Below are 16,054 nucleotides of genomic sequence, written 5' to 3'. Positions count from 1 at the left end.
GGAGCCCGTCATGAACCAACCAGTGATCCCGGAGATCTCGGGCTACGCCCCGACCCCGCCCGCCGCCCGGATGGAGAACCACGGCGCGCACATGGTGAAGATCGCCATGGCGAGCGGCCAGGACGTCTTCGCCCGCACCGGGTCGATGATCGCCTACGAGGGCTTCATCCAGTACGAGGCCAACCCCCCGGCGGTCCGCCAGGCGGCCTCCCAGTGGCTCACCGGAGAGGGCACCCCGGTGATGAAGTGCAGCGGCGACGGCGTCCTCTACCTCGCCGACTACGGCGCCGACGTGGTCTGCCTCAACCTGAACAACGAGGCCCTCTCCGTCAACGGCACCAACCTCCTCGCCTTCGACGCCCATCTCCAGTGGGGCGTCGAGCGGGTCAAGGGGCTGGCGAAGTTCGCCGGTCAGGGCCTGTTCAACGTCGGCCTCTCCGGCACCGGCTGGGTCGCCCTCACCTCCCGCGGCACCCCCATCGTGGTGGACTGCGGGCGCGGCGAGGACGAGACCTACGTCGACCCCGACGCCCTGGTCGCCTGGTCGAGCGGGCTGAAGATCAAGAGCAAGCGCACCATGAAGGCGAGCGCGCTGATCGGCCGCGGCAGCGGCGAGGCGTACCAGATCGCCTTCTCCGGCCAGGGCTTCGTCGTCGTACAGCCCAGCGAGGACAGCACCGACCGCCTGCGCGTGCGGGGCTGAGGGGGAAGGAAGAACCATGCAGAGTCCGCTCTTCGCGTACACCGAGGTCACCAGTCAGGAGCGCTACGCCCTGCAGAACCCGCAGCTGCTGCGGGTCCGGCTCGACGGCCAGGACGACGTGCTCGCCCGCAAGGGCGCGATGGTCGCCTACGAGGGCCTGCTGGAGTTCGACGGCGAGTACCAGGCGCACGGGCGCCGCCGCAGGCAGTCGCGCGCCAAGGAGAACCTGGAGCTGATGCGCTGCTCCGGGCAGGGCACGGTCTACCTGGCCAACCTCGCCCAGTACGTCCACGTCATGGACGTGGACTCCGCCGAGGGCCTGACGGTCGACAGCTCCTACGTCCTGGCCCTGGACTCCGGCCTGAACTGGGAGGTGATCGCGGTGGACAGCCAGTTCGGCATCTCCGGCTCCGGCGCGTACAACCTCAACATCACCGGCCGCGGCAAGGTCGCCCTGATGACCTCCGGCCAGCCGCTGGCGCTCCAGGTCACCCCGGAGCGGTACGTCAACGCCGACGCCGACGCGGTGGTGGCCTGGTCCAGCTCGCTGCGGGTGCAGATGCAGGCCCAGACCAGTTCCCAGAGCGTGTTCCGGCGACGCGGCAACACCGGGGAGGGCTGGGAGCTGAGCTTCATGGGCCAGGGCTTCGCCCTCGTCCAGCCCAGCGAACTGCTCCCCCCGCAGAACGCGGTGACCGGCCAGGGCGTACGGGCGCAGTACGGCGTGGGCCGGCAGGGCGCGGCCGGTCAGAACCCGGGCAACATCTTCACCAACCGGTAGGGCCGGCCCTGCCGGCCCAGGGGCCGCGCCCGCGCGCCCCGCGCCACCCCGGTGGGTGGGCGCGGGGCGCGCGGGCTCACAGCAGCGCGCGGGTGCGGTCCGCCAGCCGGACGACGGAGTCGTCGGCCACGTCCGCCACCTCGTGCCAGCCGAACCAGCGCAGCTCCAGCGACTCCTCGCTGACCGCCTCCAGGGCGCCCTCGGGCGCCAGGACGGCGTACTGCACGTCCAGATGCCAGGCGCAGGGCGTCAGATGCCGGTCGAGCCGCACCGGGCCGCCCGGCAGCGGGACGAGCCCGGTGATGCCCGACTCCTCGGTGGCCTCCCGCAGGGCGGCACCGGCGAGCGTGGTGTCACCGGGCTCGCAGTGCCCGCCCGTCTGGAGCCACATCCGCAGCTTGCGGTGGAGCGTCAGCAGCACCCGCCCGCGGCGGGGGTCCACCACGAGGGCGCTCGCCGTGAGGTGACCGTCCGCACAGGACTTCCACATCCCGTCGGGGTGGGCGGCCAGGTGGTCGCCGTACGCCAGCCGCAGCGTGTGCTGCGTGTCGTCCGGCGCGGGCCACTCCTTCAGGACCCGCGCCGCGTCCTCGTGCAGGCTCACCGGGCGCCGCCGGTACCGTTCCCGTCGTCCCCGTTCCCGTCGTTCCCGTCGTTCCCGTCGTTCCCGTCGTCCCCGGCGGCCCCGCCGTCCCGCCCGTCCCCGCGCTCCCCGTCGTCCTGACCGTCTCCGCCGTCCTTGCGCAGCAGCCCCTCCAACTCCGAGAAGTCGAGCTGCTCGCGGTGGACGAAGCCGTCCGGGTCGTCGAGGTCCTCGGCGGTCGGCAGCATGTCCGGGTGGGCCCACAGACCGTCGCGGCCGTCCAGCCCGCGGGCGTCGGTGAGCGAGGCCCACAGCCGGGAGGCGTCGCGCAGCCTCCTGGGCCGCAGTTCCAGACCGATCAGGGTGGCGAAGGTCTGCTCGGCCGGACCGCCGGTGGCGCGGCGGCGGCGCAGCGTCTCGCGCAGTGCCGCCGCGGACGGCAGATGCGGCTCCGCGGCGGCGTGCACCACCGCGTCCACCCAGCCCTCGACGAGGGCGAGTGCCGTCTCCAGCCGGGCCAGGGCCGCCTTCTGCTCGGGGGTGTCCTGCGGCCGGAACATGCCCTCCTGCAGCGCCTCCTGCAGCTCCTCCGGGCGTGACGGGTCGAGCTGCCCGACGAGGTCCTCCAGCCGGGCGGTGTCCACCTTGATCCCCCGCGCGTACCCCTCGACAGCGCCGAACAGGTGCGAGCGCAGCCACGGCACATGGCCGAACAGCCGCTGGTGCGCCGTCTCGCGCAGCGCCAGGTACAGCCGCACCTCGTCCAGCGGAACGCCCAGGTCCTTGCCGAAGGCCGCGACGTTGAGCGGCAGCAGGGCGGCCTTGCCCGCCGGGCCCAGCGGCAGCCCGATGTCGGTGGAGCCCACCACCTCGCCGGCCAGCACACCCAGCGCCTGCCCGATCTGGGTGCCGAACATCGCACCGCCCATGGAGCGCATCATGCCGAGCAGCGGGCCCGCCATGGCCTGCATCTCCCCGGGCAGCACACCACCCATGGCCGCCCCGACCTGCTCGGCGACCGGGTCGACCAGTTCCTTCCAGACCGGCAGGGTGGCCTCCACCCACTCGGCGCGGCTCCAGGCGACCGCCGAGCCCGCCCCGGAGGGCAGCGAGGTCACCCCGTCCAGCCACAGGTCGGCCAGCCGTACGGCCTCCTCGACGGCCACCCGCTCCTGCGGGCCGACACTGGCGTCCTTGGTGCCGTCCGGGGTGCCCGCGGCGACGGTCTGCCGGGCGATGTCCTTGGCCATGTCCCAGTTGACCGGACCGCCCTCGTAGCTGAGCATCTGGCCCAGCCGCTGGAAGGCGGCGCCCAGATCGTTCGGGTCGAAGCCGCCGGGGCCGCCGCCCAGTGAGCCGAACATCGCCGCGAGCGGGTTGTCGGCGCCACCCTGGCCGCCGAACCCGAACGGGTCCGACCCCTGGCCGCCCTGGCCGCCCTTCTTCCGGCCGTCGTCGCCCTCCTCCGGTTCCTCGGGCGGAAGGCCGAATCCGAATGGGATGTCACTCACGGGGTTCCTCGGCTCTGCTGGATGGGACGGATGGGATGGACGGGACGGGTGGGACCGCGGCCGGTCGGCGCGCGGCGCGGGTGCGCGACGGTGACCCTTACGTCCAGCCTAGACACCTCTCGTGCAGGATGGACCCTGCGTACGTCGTACCAGAGACAACCGGGGGAGACACCGGGTGAGTTCCCAGGAGTCAAACGTTCGCGGTCCGCGTAACGGTGCCGCGGGCCGTGCCGTCGCGGTCACCGGTGCCGCGTCGGGGGTCGGCGCGCTGCTCACCGAGCGGCTGGTGGCCTCCCCCGAGGTGGGGCGGGTCGTCGCCATCGACGAGCGGCACGGCGGCACGGAAGGCGCGCGGTGGCACGTCCTGGACGTGCGGGACCCGGCCGTCGCCGACCGGCTGCGCGACGACGGCGGCCCGGTGGACACCGTGGTGCATCTCGCCGTCGACCTGGATCTGGAGACCGACCCCGCCGCCCGTACCGCCTACAACGTCCGCGGCACCCAGACGGTGCTGACCGCGGCCGCCGCCGCGGGGGTGCGCCGGGTCGTGCTGTGCACCTCGGCGATGGTCTACGGGGCGCTGCCCGACAACGACGTGCCGCTGGCCGAGGACGCCGAACTGCGGGCGACCGCCGAGGCCACCGGCGTCGGCGACCTGCTGGAGATCGAGCGCCTCGCCCGGCGCGCGCCCCGCGCGCACCCCGGCCTGAACGTCACCGTGGTGCGTCCCACCGTGCTGGTCGGTGGCGTGGACACCGCCCTGACCCGCTACTTCGAGTCGCCGCGCCTGCTGGTCGTGGCCGGCTCCCGGCCCCGCTGGCAGTTCTGCCACCTCGAGGACCTGGCCAGTGCCCTGGAGTACGCGGCCCTGGAGAAGGCCGAGGGCGAGCTGGCGGTCGGCTGCGACGGCTGGCTGGAGCAGGAGGAGGTCGAGGAACTGTCCGGAATCCGCCGCATGGAGCTGCCCCCGGCCGTGGCGCTCGGCGCGGCCTCCCGGCTGCACCGCCTGGGACTGACCCCCTCCCCGGCCGGTGACCTGGCGTACACCATGCACCCCTGGGTGGTCAGCGGCTCCCGGCTGCACGAGGCGGGCTGGCGGCCGAAGTGGACGAACGAGCAGGTGCTGGCCGAGCTGCTGCACGAGGTGGCCGGACGGCACACCGTCGCGGGGCGGCGGCTGGGCCGCAAGGACGCCACCACGCTCGGCGCCGCGGGCGCCACCGTGGCGCTGGTGGGCACCGCGGCCCTGGTCCGCCGCGCCCGCAGGACCCGCCGCCGGATGTGACCGCGATGTGACCGGGCCCCGGCGGACGCGCCCCGGCGCGGACACGGCGGTAAGCCGCCGTGCCGTGTGCCGGGTCCGTGGGGCACCATGACCCCATGCCACAGACGTACGACCATCCAGGCGAACGGGCGGCGTCCGATCCGATCCGGCTGCTCGCGATCCGTGACACCCCGCTCTCCGTGGACGAGGTCCTCTCGGCCGCCGGCGACTCCGCCGCGGGCGGTACCGCGCTGTTCGTCGGCACGGTCCGCGACCACGACGGCGGTACCGGCGTGACCGGGCTCTCCTACTCCTCGCATCCGACGGCCGAGGCCGAACTCCGCCGTGTCGCGGAGAAGGTGGCCGCCGACTTCCCCGTCCGGGCGCTCGCCGCGGTGCACCGGGTGGGTGACCTGTCGATCGGCGACCTGGCGGTGGTGGTCGCCGTCTCCTGCGCGCACCGCGCCGAGGCCTTCGAGGCGTGCCGCCGCCTGATCGACGACCTGAAGCACCAGGTGCCGATCTGGAAGCACCAGACCTTCACCGACGGCACCGACGAATGGGTCGGCGCGTAGCGCTGTCGTTGTGGGGTGGTGGTCGGGTGACGGGTGGGCGGGTCGGCGCGTAGCGCTGTCGTTGTGGGGTGGTGGTCGGGTGACGGGTGGGCGGGTCCTCGCACGGCCGCCGGTGCCGGGAGCGGCAGGTTTCCGGGACACGGGCCACCCTGCCGGAGCCGTCGGTCCGCCGGGGATCTAGTCTGCTCATAGGCCGGTTTTGGCGTATTCGAGGAATCGGGAGGTCGCTGTGGCGGTACTCGCCTGGTTGCTGATTCCGTTCGCCGCCGCGGTCGGGGCGGCCGTCTGGTCCGTCTGGGCCGCCCGGAGGCCCAGCGGCGCCGGGGACGCCGAGGGGGTCGCCGGGTACGAGGCGTTCCGCGCGGCCATGGAGCGGCCCCACGGGCTTCCGGACGCACGGGCGCGCCGGCGGGAGGGTCCCGCGGACTCCCGTCCCGCGGTCACCCCGGCAGCCGACTGACAGGGCTGTCCCGTACTGTCGTGGCATGCCACGCAGGACCGCGACGATGCTCACCTCCACCCTGCTGCTCATAGCCGTCCTCTGCGCCGGGGCCCTGATCAGGGTTCCCTACGCGGAGATGTCCCCCGGGCCCACGGTCAACACGCTCGGTGAGCACGGCGGCAAGCCGGTGCTGAGCGTCGAGGGCAGAAAGACGTACGAGAGCTCCGGACACCTCAACATGACCACCGTCCGGGTCACCGGCGCGGACTACCGGATGAACCTCGTGGAGGCCGTCCACGGCTGGCTGGCGGACGACAGCGTGGTCGTCCCGCACGAGACCCTCTACCCCGGCGACAAGTCGGCCGAGGAGGTGCGGGAGGAGAACGCCGAGGAGTTCAGCCAGTCACAGGAGAGCGCCAAGGTGGCCGCCCTGCGGGAACTGGGGATCCCGGTCGGTGAGCGGGTGGTCGTCGCCTCCGTGGTAAAGGGCACGCCGGCCCAGGGCCGGCTCCACGCCGGGGACGTGATCACGGCCGTGGACGGGAAGCCGGTGGAGCGGCCGGGTGACGTCGCCACTGTGGTGACCGAGCACGGGCCCGGCGAGGAGGTGGTCTTCACCGTCGTCCCGGCCAAGCGCGCGGAGGAGGCCGAGAAGAAGGGCGAGGAGCTCACCGGGGGCCGGGAGGTCACCGTCACCACCACCGCGGCCGAGGACGACCAGCGGGCCATCGTCGGGATCCGGGCGGGCCTCGACCACACCTTCCCGTTCGAGATCGACATCCGGCTCGCCGACGTCGGCGGTCCCAGCGCCGGGCTGATGTTCGCCCTCGGCATCATGGACAGGCTCACCCGTGAGGACCTCACCGGGGGCGAGTTCGTGGCCGGTACGGGCACGATCGACGGCGAGGGGAAGGTCGGCCCGATCGGCGGCGTCCAGATGAAGACCGTCGCCGCCCGGGAGGAGGGCGCCGAGTACTTCCTCACGCCCGAGGCGAACTGCGCCACCGCCGCCCGGTACGTCCCCGACGGTCTGACCCTGGTGAAGGTCGGCACGATCGACGACGCGCTGGCGGCCCTGGCGGACATCAGGGAGGGGGACACCGCCGCCCTGCCGCGGTGCGCGGCGGACTGACCCGGTCCCCCTCCCTTCCCGCCCCTTCCGTTTCCTCTTCTTCCTCTCGCTCTCCGTCTTCCTCCTGTCCCTGTCCCTGCCTCTGTCCCTGCCTCTGTCCTGTCCCTGTTCCCCGCGCCGTCCCCGGTCTCAGTCGGCGAAGGTGCCGGCCAGCGCCTCGGCGAGCCCCGGCACCAGGTCCGGGCCGGTCAGCACCTCGGTCGGCGAGTCCTTCTCGCGCAGCCGCAGGGCCGTCTCCCGGGCGCCGTCCCGCAGCACCGCCACGGTCATCCGCACCTCCCGGCGCTCGGGGTGCTCGGCGACCCAGCGCGCCAGTCGCTCCTCCGCGCCCTCCTCCTGGAGCTCCCGGGGAACGGAGGTCTCGGCCGACGGAGGCAGCATCAGCCGCTCCACCGTCATCGCGCACCCGGCGACCGCGTCGGGCCAGGCGATGGTGCCGAGGAACTCGTCGAGCGGTACGCCGGCGGGCAGCTCGTCCTGCTCGACCGGGGTGAGGGCGGCGGGGGCGGCACCGCTGCCGCCGTCCCGGCCGGCCGGATCGTCCTGGCCGTCCCCGCCCCCGCTCCCGCCGCCGAGCCCGAGCCGGTCGGCCAGCACGGGCTCCTCGGTGCGCAGCCGGTCGGTGTCCACCAGGGCGAACAGGCGGGCGGGCTGGTCCCAGCCCAGGCCCGCGGCGTACTCGTCGATCTCGAGCACCGCGCGGGTCAGCGGGCTGGCGGCGAGGGGTGTGCCGTCGTCGGTGATGTTGTCCATCCTCATATCGTGCCGCCGAACACCCCGAGAACGGGAACCGGGTAAAGCTTGAGTAAGTTGCATGGGTGGGGCCCTAGCATTCGGGGCCTGTTCCATCCGCTGCGAATCTTCGAGGTGCGCACCTTGGCTTTCCAGATGCCGGACCGGGGCTCAGGCGGGCCCACCGGACCACGGATCAGTGTCGGCAGGCCCTCCAGGCGCGCCAAGACCCTGCTGATGACAGCGGGCGTGCTCGCCGTTCTGGCCATGCTTTTCGTCATGTTCGCCGGGTTCTGGACCGACTGGCTGTGGTATCGGTCCGTCCAGTACACCAATGTCTTCACCACCACCCTGTGGACCAAGATCGGCATGTTCGCCGTCTTCGGTCTCCTGATGGCCGGAGCCGTCGGTGTCAACATCTGGCTGGCCCACCGGCTGCGGCCCCCGCTCAGCGCGATGTCGCTGGAGCAGCAGAGCCTGGACCGCTACCGGATGGGCATCGCCCCGTACAAGAAGTGGGTGCTGCTGGGGGTCACCGCGCTGGTGGGGCTGATCGCCGGCGCCTCCGCGGCCGGCCAGTGGCGCACCTGGCTGCTGTGGGTGAACGGGGTCCCCTTCGGCACCGCGGACCCCCAGTTCGGCAAGGACGTCTCGTTCTACGCGTTCGACCTGCCCTGGTACCGCTTCCTGCTGAGCTTCGGCTTCGCGGCCGTCGTGCTCTCCCTGCTGGCCGCCGCGCTGGTGCACTACCTCTACGGCGGGCTGCGGCTCACCACCCCGGGCGCCCGGGCCACCTCCCAGGCCACCGGCCACCTGTCGGTGCTGCTCGGGCTCTTCGTCGCGCTCAAGGCGGTGGCGTACTGGCTCGACCGCTACGGCCTGGCGGTGAAGTCCGGCGACTTCAAGGCGACCGACAACTGGACGGGCCTGCGGTACGTGGACGCCAACGCGTACCTCCCGGCGAAGACGATCCTGTTCTTCATCGCCGCGATCTGCGCGGTGCTCTTCTTCGCCACCCTGTGGCGGCGCACCTGGCAGCTGCCGGTGATCGGCTTCGGCCTGATGGTCCTCTCGGCGATCCTCATCGGCGGCCTCTACCCGGCGATCGTGCAGAAGTTCCAGGTCCAGCCGAACGAGCAGGCCAAGGAGACGCCGTACATCAAGAAGAACATCGACGCCACCCGGGACGCGTACGACATCGCGGACTCGGAGGTCTCGGACTACGAGGGCCAGAGCGAGGCGAGCAACGAGGAGCTGCGCGAGGCGGCGAACACCACCGCCAGCATCCGGCTGCTCGACCCGAACGTGGTCTCGCCCAGCTTCCAGCAGCTCCAGCAGGTCCGTAGCTACTACCAGTTCCCGGCCACCCTGGACGTGGACCGGTACACCACCGAGGACGGCGCGGAGCAGGACACCGTCATCGGTCTGCGCGAGATCAACATCAACGGCATCACCGAGCGCAACTGGATCAACGACCACTTCAAGTACACCCACGGCTTCGGCATCGTGGCCGGCAAGGGGACCGAGGTGGCCTCGACCGGCGCGCCGGAGTTCATCGAGAAGAACCTCCCGCCGACCGGCGAGCTCGGCGAGTACGAGCCGCGGGTCTACTACGGCGAGAAGACCACGCAGTACTCCATCGTCGGCGGTCCCCAGAAGGAACTGGACTACATCTCCGGCAGCGAGGAGAAGACCTACAGCTACAAGGGCGACAGCGGGGTCAGCCTGGAGAGCCCGGTGAACCGCGCCGCCTACGCCGTGGCCTTCGGCGAGCCGCAGATCATGTACTCGGGGGCGATCGGCGATGGCTCACGGGTCCTGTACAACCGCACGCCCAAGGAGCGCGTCGAGGCGGTGGCTCCCTGGCTGACCATCGACGGCGACCCGTACCCGGCGGAGGTGGACGGGCGCATCCAGTGGCTCGTCGACGCCTACACCACGACCAACCAGTACCCGTACTCGTCCCGTACGACCCTGGGCGAGACCACGGCCGACGCGCTGACCGATGGCCAGCGCTCGGTCATCGCCCAGCAGAACCGGGTCAACTACATCCGCAACTCGGTCAAGGCCACCGTCGACGCCTACACGGGCGACGTGAAGCTGTACCAGTGGGACACCAACGACCCGATCCTGAAGACCTGGATGAAGGCCTTCCCCGACACGGTCGAGCCGCGCGGGGAGATCGGCGACGAGCTGATGGCGCACTTCCGCTACCCGCAGGACCTGTTCAAGGTCCAGCGCGAGCTGCTGACCCGCTACCACGTCACCAGCGCCAGCCAGTTCTACAGCGGCAGTGAGCGCTGGCAGGTGCCGGACGACCCGACGCACAAGGGCAACGCGGTCCCGCCGTACTACCTCAGCATGAAGATGCCGGACCAGGAGGAGCAGACCTTCTCCCTGACGACGACCTTCAACCCCAGCGGGCGCGAGACCCTGGGCGCCTTCATGGCGGTCAACGCGGACGCCCGCAGTGAGGACTACGGCACGATCAGGATCCTGAAACTGCCGTCCAACACCACGGTCTCCGGTCCACAGCAGGTGCAGAGCCGCTTCAACTCCGACACCGACATCGCGAACGAGATCAACATCCTCCAGCGCGGTGACTCGGAGATCGAGTACGGCAACCTGCTCACCGTGCCGCTGGAGGGCGGACTGCTCTACGTCGAACCGGTCTACGTCCGCGGTGCGGGCACCAACTACCCGCTGCTGCGGAAGGTGCTGGTGACCTACGGCGAGGAGACCGCCTTCGAGGACACCCTCGGCGAGGCGCTGAACGTGGTCTTCGGCGTCGACGGGACGGAGGGGACCCCGGGTGAGGAGGAGCAGCCCCCCGGCGACGAGGAGGAGCAGCCCGGCGGGGAGGAGCAGCCCGGCGGGACTCCCGCCGATCCTCCGGCCTCCGAGGACCCGACCGTGCAGGAGGCCCTCCAGGACGCCCAGGAGGCGTTCGAGACGGGCCAGGAGGCACTGGCCGAACAGGACTGGGAGGCCTACGGCCAGGCGCAGCAGGACCTGGAGGACGCGCTCCAGCGGGCCGCCGAGGCGGAGCAGTCCGCGGATGGCGGCGCCGAAGAGGGTCGCCGGGAGGAGTGAACCGGGGGTGAGCGGGCTCCCTCCGCGCCGTGGTAAGGTTGTGAACACAACGGCGCGGGGTGGAGCAGCTCGGTAGCTCGCTGGGCTCATAACCCAGAGGTCGCAGGTTCAAATCCTGTCCCCGCTACTGACGAAGAGGGACCCGGAGTCATCGACTCCGGGTCCCTCTTCCGTGTGTTCTCCCCCGTGTGGGGGATGTGAGGACGTATGTGCCCGACGGCCGTTTGCGTTTGGGCAGTTGCTCTATCGGGAAGTCGACAAAACGCTGAAGTGACTTGGCTGTCGACGGTATACCAGGTGTACGCGGGTTGCGGGTGGTGCGACGATGGGCCTCATGGGGGACAAGGTGAGACTTGAGGGCGTGGGTGGTGGTGTGAGTCGTACCGACACCCGCGCCGCTCATGGTGCCCGCACCGCCCGCGGAGTTCATGAGGTCCCCGAGGTCCCCGAGGCCCCCGAGGCCCACCACACGGACACAGACACGGACGCCGACACCGCCGCCGCCAGCGCGCTCGGGGCCCGACTGCTGCGCCGGGGGGACCTGGAGGGCGCCGAGCCGCAACTGCGCGCGGCCACCGCCGCCGGTGACCGGGCCGCCGCGAACAACCTGGGAGTCCTGCTCCACCAGCGCGGTCTGCGCGAGGAGGCCGCGGGCTGGTGGCGGATAGCGGCCGTCGCCGGATCGGCCGCGGCGGCCCACTCCCTGGGCCGTCACCACCGCGAGCGCGGTGACGAGACGACCGCCGAGTACTGGCTGCGGCAGTCCGCCGAGTCCGGGCACATCCTCGGCGCGTACGCCCTCGCGGACCTGCTGGAGCACCGCGGCGAGGACGGTGCCGAGGAGTGGTTCCGGGTCGCCGCCGAGCGCGGTCACCGCGAGGCGGCGTACCGCCTCGCCCGGATCCTGGTGCGGCGCCCGGACGGGGATGCCGAGGCCGGGCAGTGGTACCGCCAGGCCGCCGCCCGCGGCCACCGGCGTGCCGCGCTGCGGCTGGGTGAGCTCCTGGAGGAGCGCGGCGAGTCCCAGGAGGCGGCCCGCTGGTACCTGACGGCCGCCAAGGAGGGGGAGCCGCGCGCCGCCTGCGCGCTGGGCTTCCTGCTGCGGGACGCGGGTGACACCGACAGCGCCGCCGAGTGGTGGCGCCGGGCCGCCCTGGACGGCGACGGCAACGCGGCCAACGCCCTGGGCGCACTGCACGCCGAGCGCGGCGAGCGGCAGTCCGCGGAGCGCTGGTACCGCGCCGCCATGGAGGCGGGCGACATCAACGGCGCCTTCAACCTGGGGCTGCTGTGCGCCGCCCAGGGCCGTACCGCCCAGGCCGAGCAGTGGTACCGCCGTGCCGCCTACGCCGGGCACCGCGAGGCCGCCAACGCGCTCGCCGTACTGCTGCTGCAGCACGGGGACGCGGCGGGCGCCGAGCCGTGGTTCTCCAAGGCCGCCGAGGCCGGCAGCGTGGACGCCGCGTTCAACCTCGGCATCCTGCACACGGGCCGCGGCGAGGAAGCCCTGGCCAGGCAGTGGTACGAGCAGGCGGCGGCGGCCGGTCACACCGAGGCCGCGCTCCAGGTGGGCATGGCGCTGCTGCGCGAGGGCGACACCCGCACCGCCGAGCGGCACCTGCGCCGCGCGGCCGGGGGCGGCAGCGTGGAGGGCGCCTTCCGGCTCGCCGCGCTGCTGGAGCGCCAGATGCCGACGGCGGACGCCCTCGACCCGCAGGGCCCGCCCGCCGAGTACGAGGAGTGGTACGAGCGGGCCGCCGAGCAGGGGCACCGGCGCGCACAGGTCCGGCTGGGCATGTATGCGTCGGCACGCGGTGATGTGGTGCGGGCCGCACGCTGGTACCGCACCGCCGCGGAGGCGGGCAGCCGCAGCGGCGCCTTCAACCTGGGGCTGCTGCTGGCCCGGGAGGGCAGCGAGCCGGAGGCCGCCCTGTGGTGGACCCGCGCCGCCGAGGCCGGCCACGGCCGGGCCGCTCTGCAGCTCGCGCTGCTCAACGCCCGGCGCGGCGACCTGGCGGCGGGCCGGCACTGGTGCGCCCGTGCGGTCGAGCTGGGCCCGCCGGAGGTCGCGGAGCGCGCCGCCCGGCTGAGCGAGGCGCTCCACGAGGAGCTGACGGCCTGAGCGTCCCGGGACTTCCGGGGCGCTCGGTGCCCGCGGGTCCGGTGCTCCCGTGCGGTCCCGTGCGGCCCCGCGCGGTCCCGGCGGCGGTGATTTGCACGGGCGGCGGAATGGGGTTAAGGTTGTGAACACAACGGCGCGGGGTGGAGCAGCTCGGTAGCTCGCTGGGCTCATAACCCAGAGGTCGCAGGTTCAAATCCTGTCCCCGCTACCACTGACGGTGGCCCGGATCCCCAGGGATCCGGGCCACCGTCATATGTGTCGGTCGTATGTGCTGTGTGCGCCGTGCGGGGCTCCCGGCGGTGGGCTTGGGCGGAGGCGCAGGAGGGGCACAGCCCCCGGAAGGCGACCGTCGCCTCGCCGGGCGTGCGGCCAAAGCGCTCCGTCCCGGGGAGCAGGGCCGGCGGGTCCCCCGAGGGGCGGACGTCGCGGGTCGCCCCGCACTTCGAGCAGACCAGGTCTTCGCCGAGGCCGGGCAGTCGGTCTTCTCCCAGCACCGCTTCGTGCCGGGCATCGGTCCGTCCCCGGACGAGACGCTCCAGGGCCGGCTGTCCGCCTGCGGCGCGCGCACCCTACCGGGTGGGCGTCACGCCGACCGGCTGCCGGTGAGCCGTCCGCGCGCCACCGAGGCCCGCGGCCACGGCCGTGACGGCTTCCTGTGCGACGGCCGCCACGGCCGGACGGGGAACTACGGCCCGGCAGCTCCGGGAGGCCCGGCCGAGACCGGCCGCCCGCCGTGGCAGTCCGTCCCGGTCTCCGGCCCCTCCGCCGCGCCGGAGGGGCCGGAGACCTCAGACCGGTACCGCGTCGGCGGCGGCCGCCGCCGGCCCGTGGCCGGTGGCCGCCGCCCAGCAGCGGACGATGTCGCGGACGGAGACCACTCCCACCGGTTCGTGGCCGTCCAGCACGATCAGATGCCGGAAACCGCCGCGGGTCATGGCCCGCGCGGCGTCCTCCAGGGTCCAGCCGGGAGCGGCGAAGACCACGTCGGTGGTGGTGTGCAGGTGCGTCGGCTCCCGGTCGGGATCCTGGCCGGCGCCCACGGAGTTGAGGATGTCGCGTTCGGTGAGGATCCCGATGCCGCCGGCGTCGGGATCGAGGACGACGGCCGCGCCGACCCGGCGGGCGGACATCAGCCGGGCGGCCTGGCGGAGTGTGTGGGCGGGACCGATGGTGAGGACCACGGTGCTCATGGCGTCACGGACGAGGGTGGGCATGGCGTTGGTGCCACCTCCTTGGCGGAATCCCCGCGCACGAGAAGGAGTTCACAAGCTCACAAGCACGGGGATTCTCATGTTCACATGATGTCCGGAGCCCAACAAGAGGGCGCGCGGAGCCAGTCGGCCGACTGCCGCACCGTCACGCGCCCGCCCGGCCCGTGACCGCCGTATGCCCGGAGCGCCCCGCCGAGTCTCCCCGGCCCTTCCCCAGCCCCTCCCCAGCCCCTCCCCGGCCCTTCCCCAGCCCCTCCCCGGCCCCTCCCCGGCCCCTCCGGAGTGCCGCCGGGTGCCGCTAACCGCCCAGGTAGGACAGCAGGTCCTCGTGCAGCAGCCCGTTGGAGGCCGCCGCGTCCCCGCTGTGCGGGCCCTCGCGCCCGTCCAGACCGGTGAAGGCGCCGCCCGCCTCCTGCACGATGACCGCGTTCGCCGCCATGTCCCACAGCGACAGCTCCGGTTCGGCGCACATGTCCACCGACCCCTCGGCGACCATCATGTACGGCCAGAAGTCCCCGTAGCCGCGGGTGCGCCAGCACTCCCGGGTCAGATCCAGGAAGCCGCCCAGCCTGCCGCGCTCCTCCCAGCCGCTCAGCGAGGAGTAGGCGAACGACGCGTCCCGCACCCGGCCCACCCGGGACACCGACAGCCGGGTCGCCGAGGACAGGCTGCGGCCGGTGTACGCCCCGCCGCCCAGCGCCGCCCACCAGCGCCGGTTCAGGGCCGGGGCCGACACCACCCCGACCACCGGACGGTCACCGCCCTCGCCCCGCTCCATCAGGGCGATCAGCGTGGCCCACACCGGGACACCGCGCACGTAGTTCTTGGTGCCGTCGATCGGGTCGATCACCCAGCGGCGCGGCCCCTGTCCGTCACCGCCGAACTCCTCGCCCAGCACCGCGTCGCGCGGCCGGGCCCGTTGCAGGGAGGTGCGGATCAGCTCCTCGGCCGCCTTGTCGGCCTCACTCACCGGAGTCATGTCGGGCTTGGTCTCGACCTTGAGGTCGAGGGCCTTGAACCGCGCCATGGTGGTGGCGTCGGCGGTGTCGGCAAGCACATGGGCCAGGCGCAGGTCATCGTGGTAGTCCGGCATGGACGAAACAGTATCCAGGCGAGCCGGGACCGGCCACACGGGAGTGGCCGACCGGGTGGCCGGGGAGGGCGGCGCGCCCGGCACCCTTGACGCCCTCTGCCACCGCGCCGATGCTGTGCGGCGACCCGCTGTGTCCGGGCTGTGTCCGGGGAGGCCGGATGTCCTCAGCGATGCCCTCGTCGGTTCCTCCGGCGGTGCCCCCGGTGAGGCCGCCGGCGCGGCAGTGCCTGCTGCGCGCGGCCCGCGCCGCCCTCGCCGACCGGCCCTGGCCCCGCATCCGCATGGTGGAGGTCGCCCGGGCGGCCGGGGTCTCCCGGCAGACCCTCTACAACGAGTTCGGCTCCAAGGAGGGGCTCGGGACGGCCCTGGTCGCCGACGGTGTGGAGACCTTCCTGGAGCGCACCGCGCGCGCCGCCGCCGAGGCGTCCCGGGGGAGCGCCGATCCCGTGGCGGGCTGTGCGGCGGCGGCCGCCCGGGTGGTGCGCGCGGCCCATGACGAACCCCTGGTCCGCGCGGTCCTCACCGGCTGCTGGGAGCCCCGGCTGCCGCCGCCGGACGTACCGGCGGACCGGCTGGTGGCACGGCTGCGCGACCGTACGCTCGGCGCCCTGGCCGCCGCCCGGAGGTCCGCTCCCGGCACCACCGCCGACTCCGGGCCCGAACTGCGCCGCGCCTGCGAGGTGGGGCTGCGGCTGGCGCTGTCCTACGTCGTCGCGCCCTGCGAGGGCTCCTCCGAGGCCACCGAGGAGGCCGCGGGCGTCCATGTCGTCCAGGTGCTGCGGGCCCTGCTGGAGTGACGGACGCCTCCGCCG

14 protein-coding genes, 2 tRNA genes and 1 pseudogene are annotated in these 16,054 nt (G+C 73.0%); 12 read left to right on the top strand and 5 right to left on the bottom strand.

Annotated features, from left to right (window positions below; translation table 11 throughout):
* Positions 1–10 precede the first annotated feature (10 nt).
* Entirely contained in the window at positions 11–703 is a 693-nt protein-coding gene (locus tag CUT44_RS20460) for an AIM24 family protein (RefSeq protein ID WP_100203342.1), read from the top strand.
* Between the two features lie 16 nt (positions 704–719).
* On the top strand, positions 720–1,484 hold the full coding sequence (locus CUT44_RS20455) for an AIM24 family protein (RefSeq protein ID WP_100203341.1): 765 nt from the start codon (positions 720–722) through the stop codon (positions 1,482–1,484).
* A 76-nt stretch (positions 1,485–1,560) separates the two neighbouring features.
* Here CUT44_RS20455 and CUT44_RS20450 read toward each other — a convergent pair whose 3' ends face one another.
* The gene (locus tag CUT44_RS20450) at positions 1,561–2,088 is read right to left on the bottom strand and encodes an NUDIX hydrolase (protein ID WP_100203340.1); all 528 of its coding nucleotides are present in this window, start codon (positions 2,086–2,088) and stop codon (positions 1,561–1,563) included.
* Complete coding sequence (locus CUT44_RS20445) at positions 2,085–3,578, bottom strand: zinc-dependent metalloprotease (protein ID WP_100203339.1); 1,494 nt, start codon at positions 3,576–3,578, stop codon at positions 2,085–2,087. The genes CUT44_RS20450 and CUT44_RS20445 overlap by 4 nt, the downstream gene beginning before the upstream one ends.
* Positions 3,579–3,753: 175 nt before the next feature.
* Between CUT44_RS20445 and CUT44_RS20440 the strand changes: the two genes are divergently transcribed.
* The 4 genes from CUT44_RS20440 to CUT44_RS20425 all read left to right on the top strand — a co-directional run bounded on the left by CUT44_RS20440 (position 3,754) and on the right by CUT44_RS20425 (position 6,991).
* Positions 3,754–4,863 (top strand): SDR family oxidoreductase, encoded by a 1,110-nt coding sequence (locus CUT44_RS20440; RefSeq protein ID WP_100203338.1) that lies wholly within the window; start codon positions 3,754–3,756, stop codon positions 4,861–4,863.
* A 95-nt stretch (positions 4,864–4,958) separates the two neighbouring features.
* Positions 4,959–5,417, top strand: coding sequence for a molybdenum cofactor biosynthesis protein MoaE (locus CUT44_RS20435; protein WP_100203337.1), 459 nt, complete (start codon positions 4,959–4,961; stop codon positions 5,415–5,417).
* A gap of 229 nt (positions 5,418–5,646) precedes the next feature.
* Complete coding sequence (locus CUT44_RS20430) at positions 5,647–5,877, top strand: hypothetical protein (RefSeq protein WP_100203336.1); 231 nt, start codon at positions 5,647–5,649, stop codon at positions 5,875–5,877.
* A 25-nt stretch (positions 5,878–5,902) separates the two neighbouring features.
* On the top strand, positions 5,903–6,991 hold the full coding sequence (locus CUT44_RS20425; RefSeq protein WP_100203335.1) for a YlbL family protein: 1,089 nt from the start codon (positions 5,903–5,905) through the stop codon (positions 6,989–6,991).
* Positions 6,992–7,120: 129 nt separating this feature from the next.
* Here CUT44_RS20425 and CUT44_RS20420 read toward each other — a convergent pair whose 3' ends face one another.
* Positions 7,121–7,744 (bottom strand): PPA1309 family protein, encoded by a 624-nt coding sequence (locus CUT44_RS20420; RefSeq protein ID WP_100203442.1) that lies wholly within the window; start codon positions 7,742–7,744, stop codon positions 7,121–7,123.
* 114 nt (positions 7,745–7,858) lie between these two features.
* On the opposite strand from CUT44_RS20420, the gene CUT44_RS20415 reads away from it, so the two are divergent.
* From CUT44_RS20415 to CUT44_RS34905, 5 genes and pseudogenes are all read left to right on the top strand, one after another.
* The gene (locus CUT44_RS20415; RefSeq protein WP_233221518.1) at positions 7,859–10,816 is read left to right on the top strand and encodes a UPF0182 family membrane protein; all 2,958 of its coding nucleotides are present in this window, start codon (positions 7,859–7,861) and stop codon (positions 10,814–10,816) included.
* A 53-nt stretch (positions 10,817–10,869) separates the two neighbouring features.
* Positions 10,870–10,943 (top strand) — tRNA-Met (locus tag CUT44_RS20410).
* A gap of 198 nt (positions 10,944–11,141) precedes the next feature.
* The gene (locus CUT44_RS20405) at positions 11,142–12,938 is read left to right on the top strand and encodes an SEL1-like repeat protein (RefSeq protein WP_100203333.1); all 1,797 of its coding nucleotides are present in this window, start codon (positions 11,142–11,144) and stop codon (positions 12,936–12,938) included.
* 134 nt (positions 12,939–13,072) lie between these two features.
* A tRNA-Met gene (locus CUT44_RS20400) sits at positions 13,073–13,149 on the top strand.
* A gap of 55 nt (positions 13,150–13,204) precedes the next feature.
* Positions 13,205–13,573 (top strand): annotated as a pseudogene (locus tag CUT44_RS34905) (catalase); the annotation flags it as partial.
* A gap of 153 nt (positions 13,574–13,726) precedes the next feature.
* Here the strand turns inward: CUT44_RS34905 and CUT44_RS34130 are convergent.
* The gene (locus CUT44_RS34130) at positions 13,727–14,152 is read right to left on the bottom strand and encodes a CBS domain-containing protein (protein ID WP_100203332.1); all 426 of its coding nucleotides are present in this window, start codon (positions 14,150–14,152) and stop codon (positions 13,727–13,729) included.
* 295 nt (positions 14,153–14,447) lie between these two features.
* On the bottom strand, positions 14,448–15,242 hold the full coding sequence (gene hisN / locus CUT44_RS20390; RefSeq protein ID WP_100203331.1) for a histidinol-phosphatase: 795 nt from the start codon (positions 15,240–15,242) through the stop codon (positions 14,448–14,450).
* 158 nt (positions 15,243–15,400) lie between these two features.
* Between hisN and CUT44_RS20385 the strand changes: the two genes are divergently transcribed.
* Positions 15,401–16,039 carry a TetR/AcrR family transcriptional regulator gene (locus CUT44_RS20385; RefSeq protein WP_233221517.1) on the top strand — a complete coding sequence of 213 codons (639 nt, stop codon included), beginning with the start codon at positions 15,401–15,403 and terminating at the stop codon, positions 16,037–16,039.
* Positions 16,040–16,054 lie beyond the last annotated feature (15 nt).

The organism is Streptomyces carminius (assembly GCF_002794255.1).
Taxonomy (GTDB): Bacteria; Actinomycetota; Actinomycetes; order Streptomycetales; family Streptomycetaceae; genus Streptomyces; species Streptomyces carminius.
The sequence above is the reverse complement of the archived record's forward strand: the minus strand, read 5'-3'. Positions and strand labels throughout refer to the sequence as shown.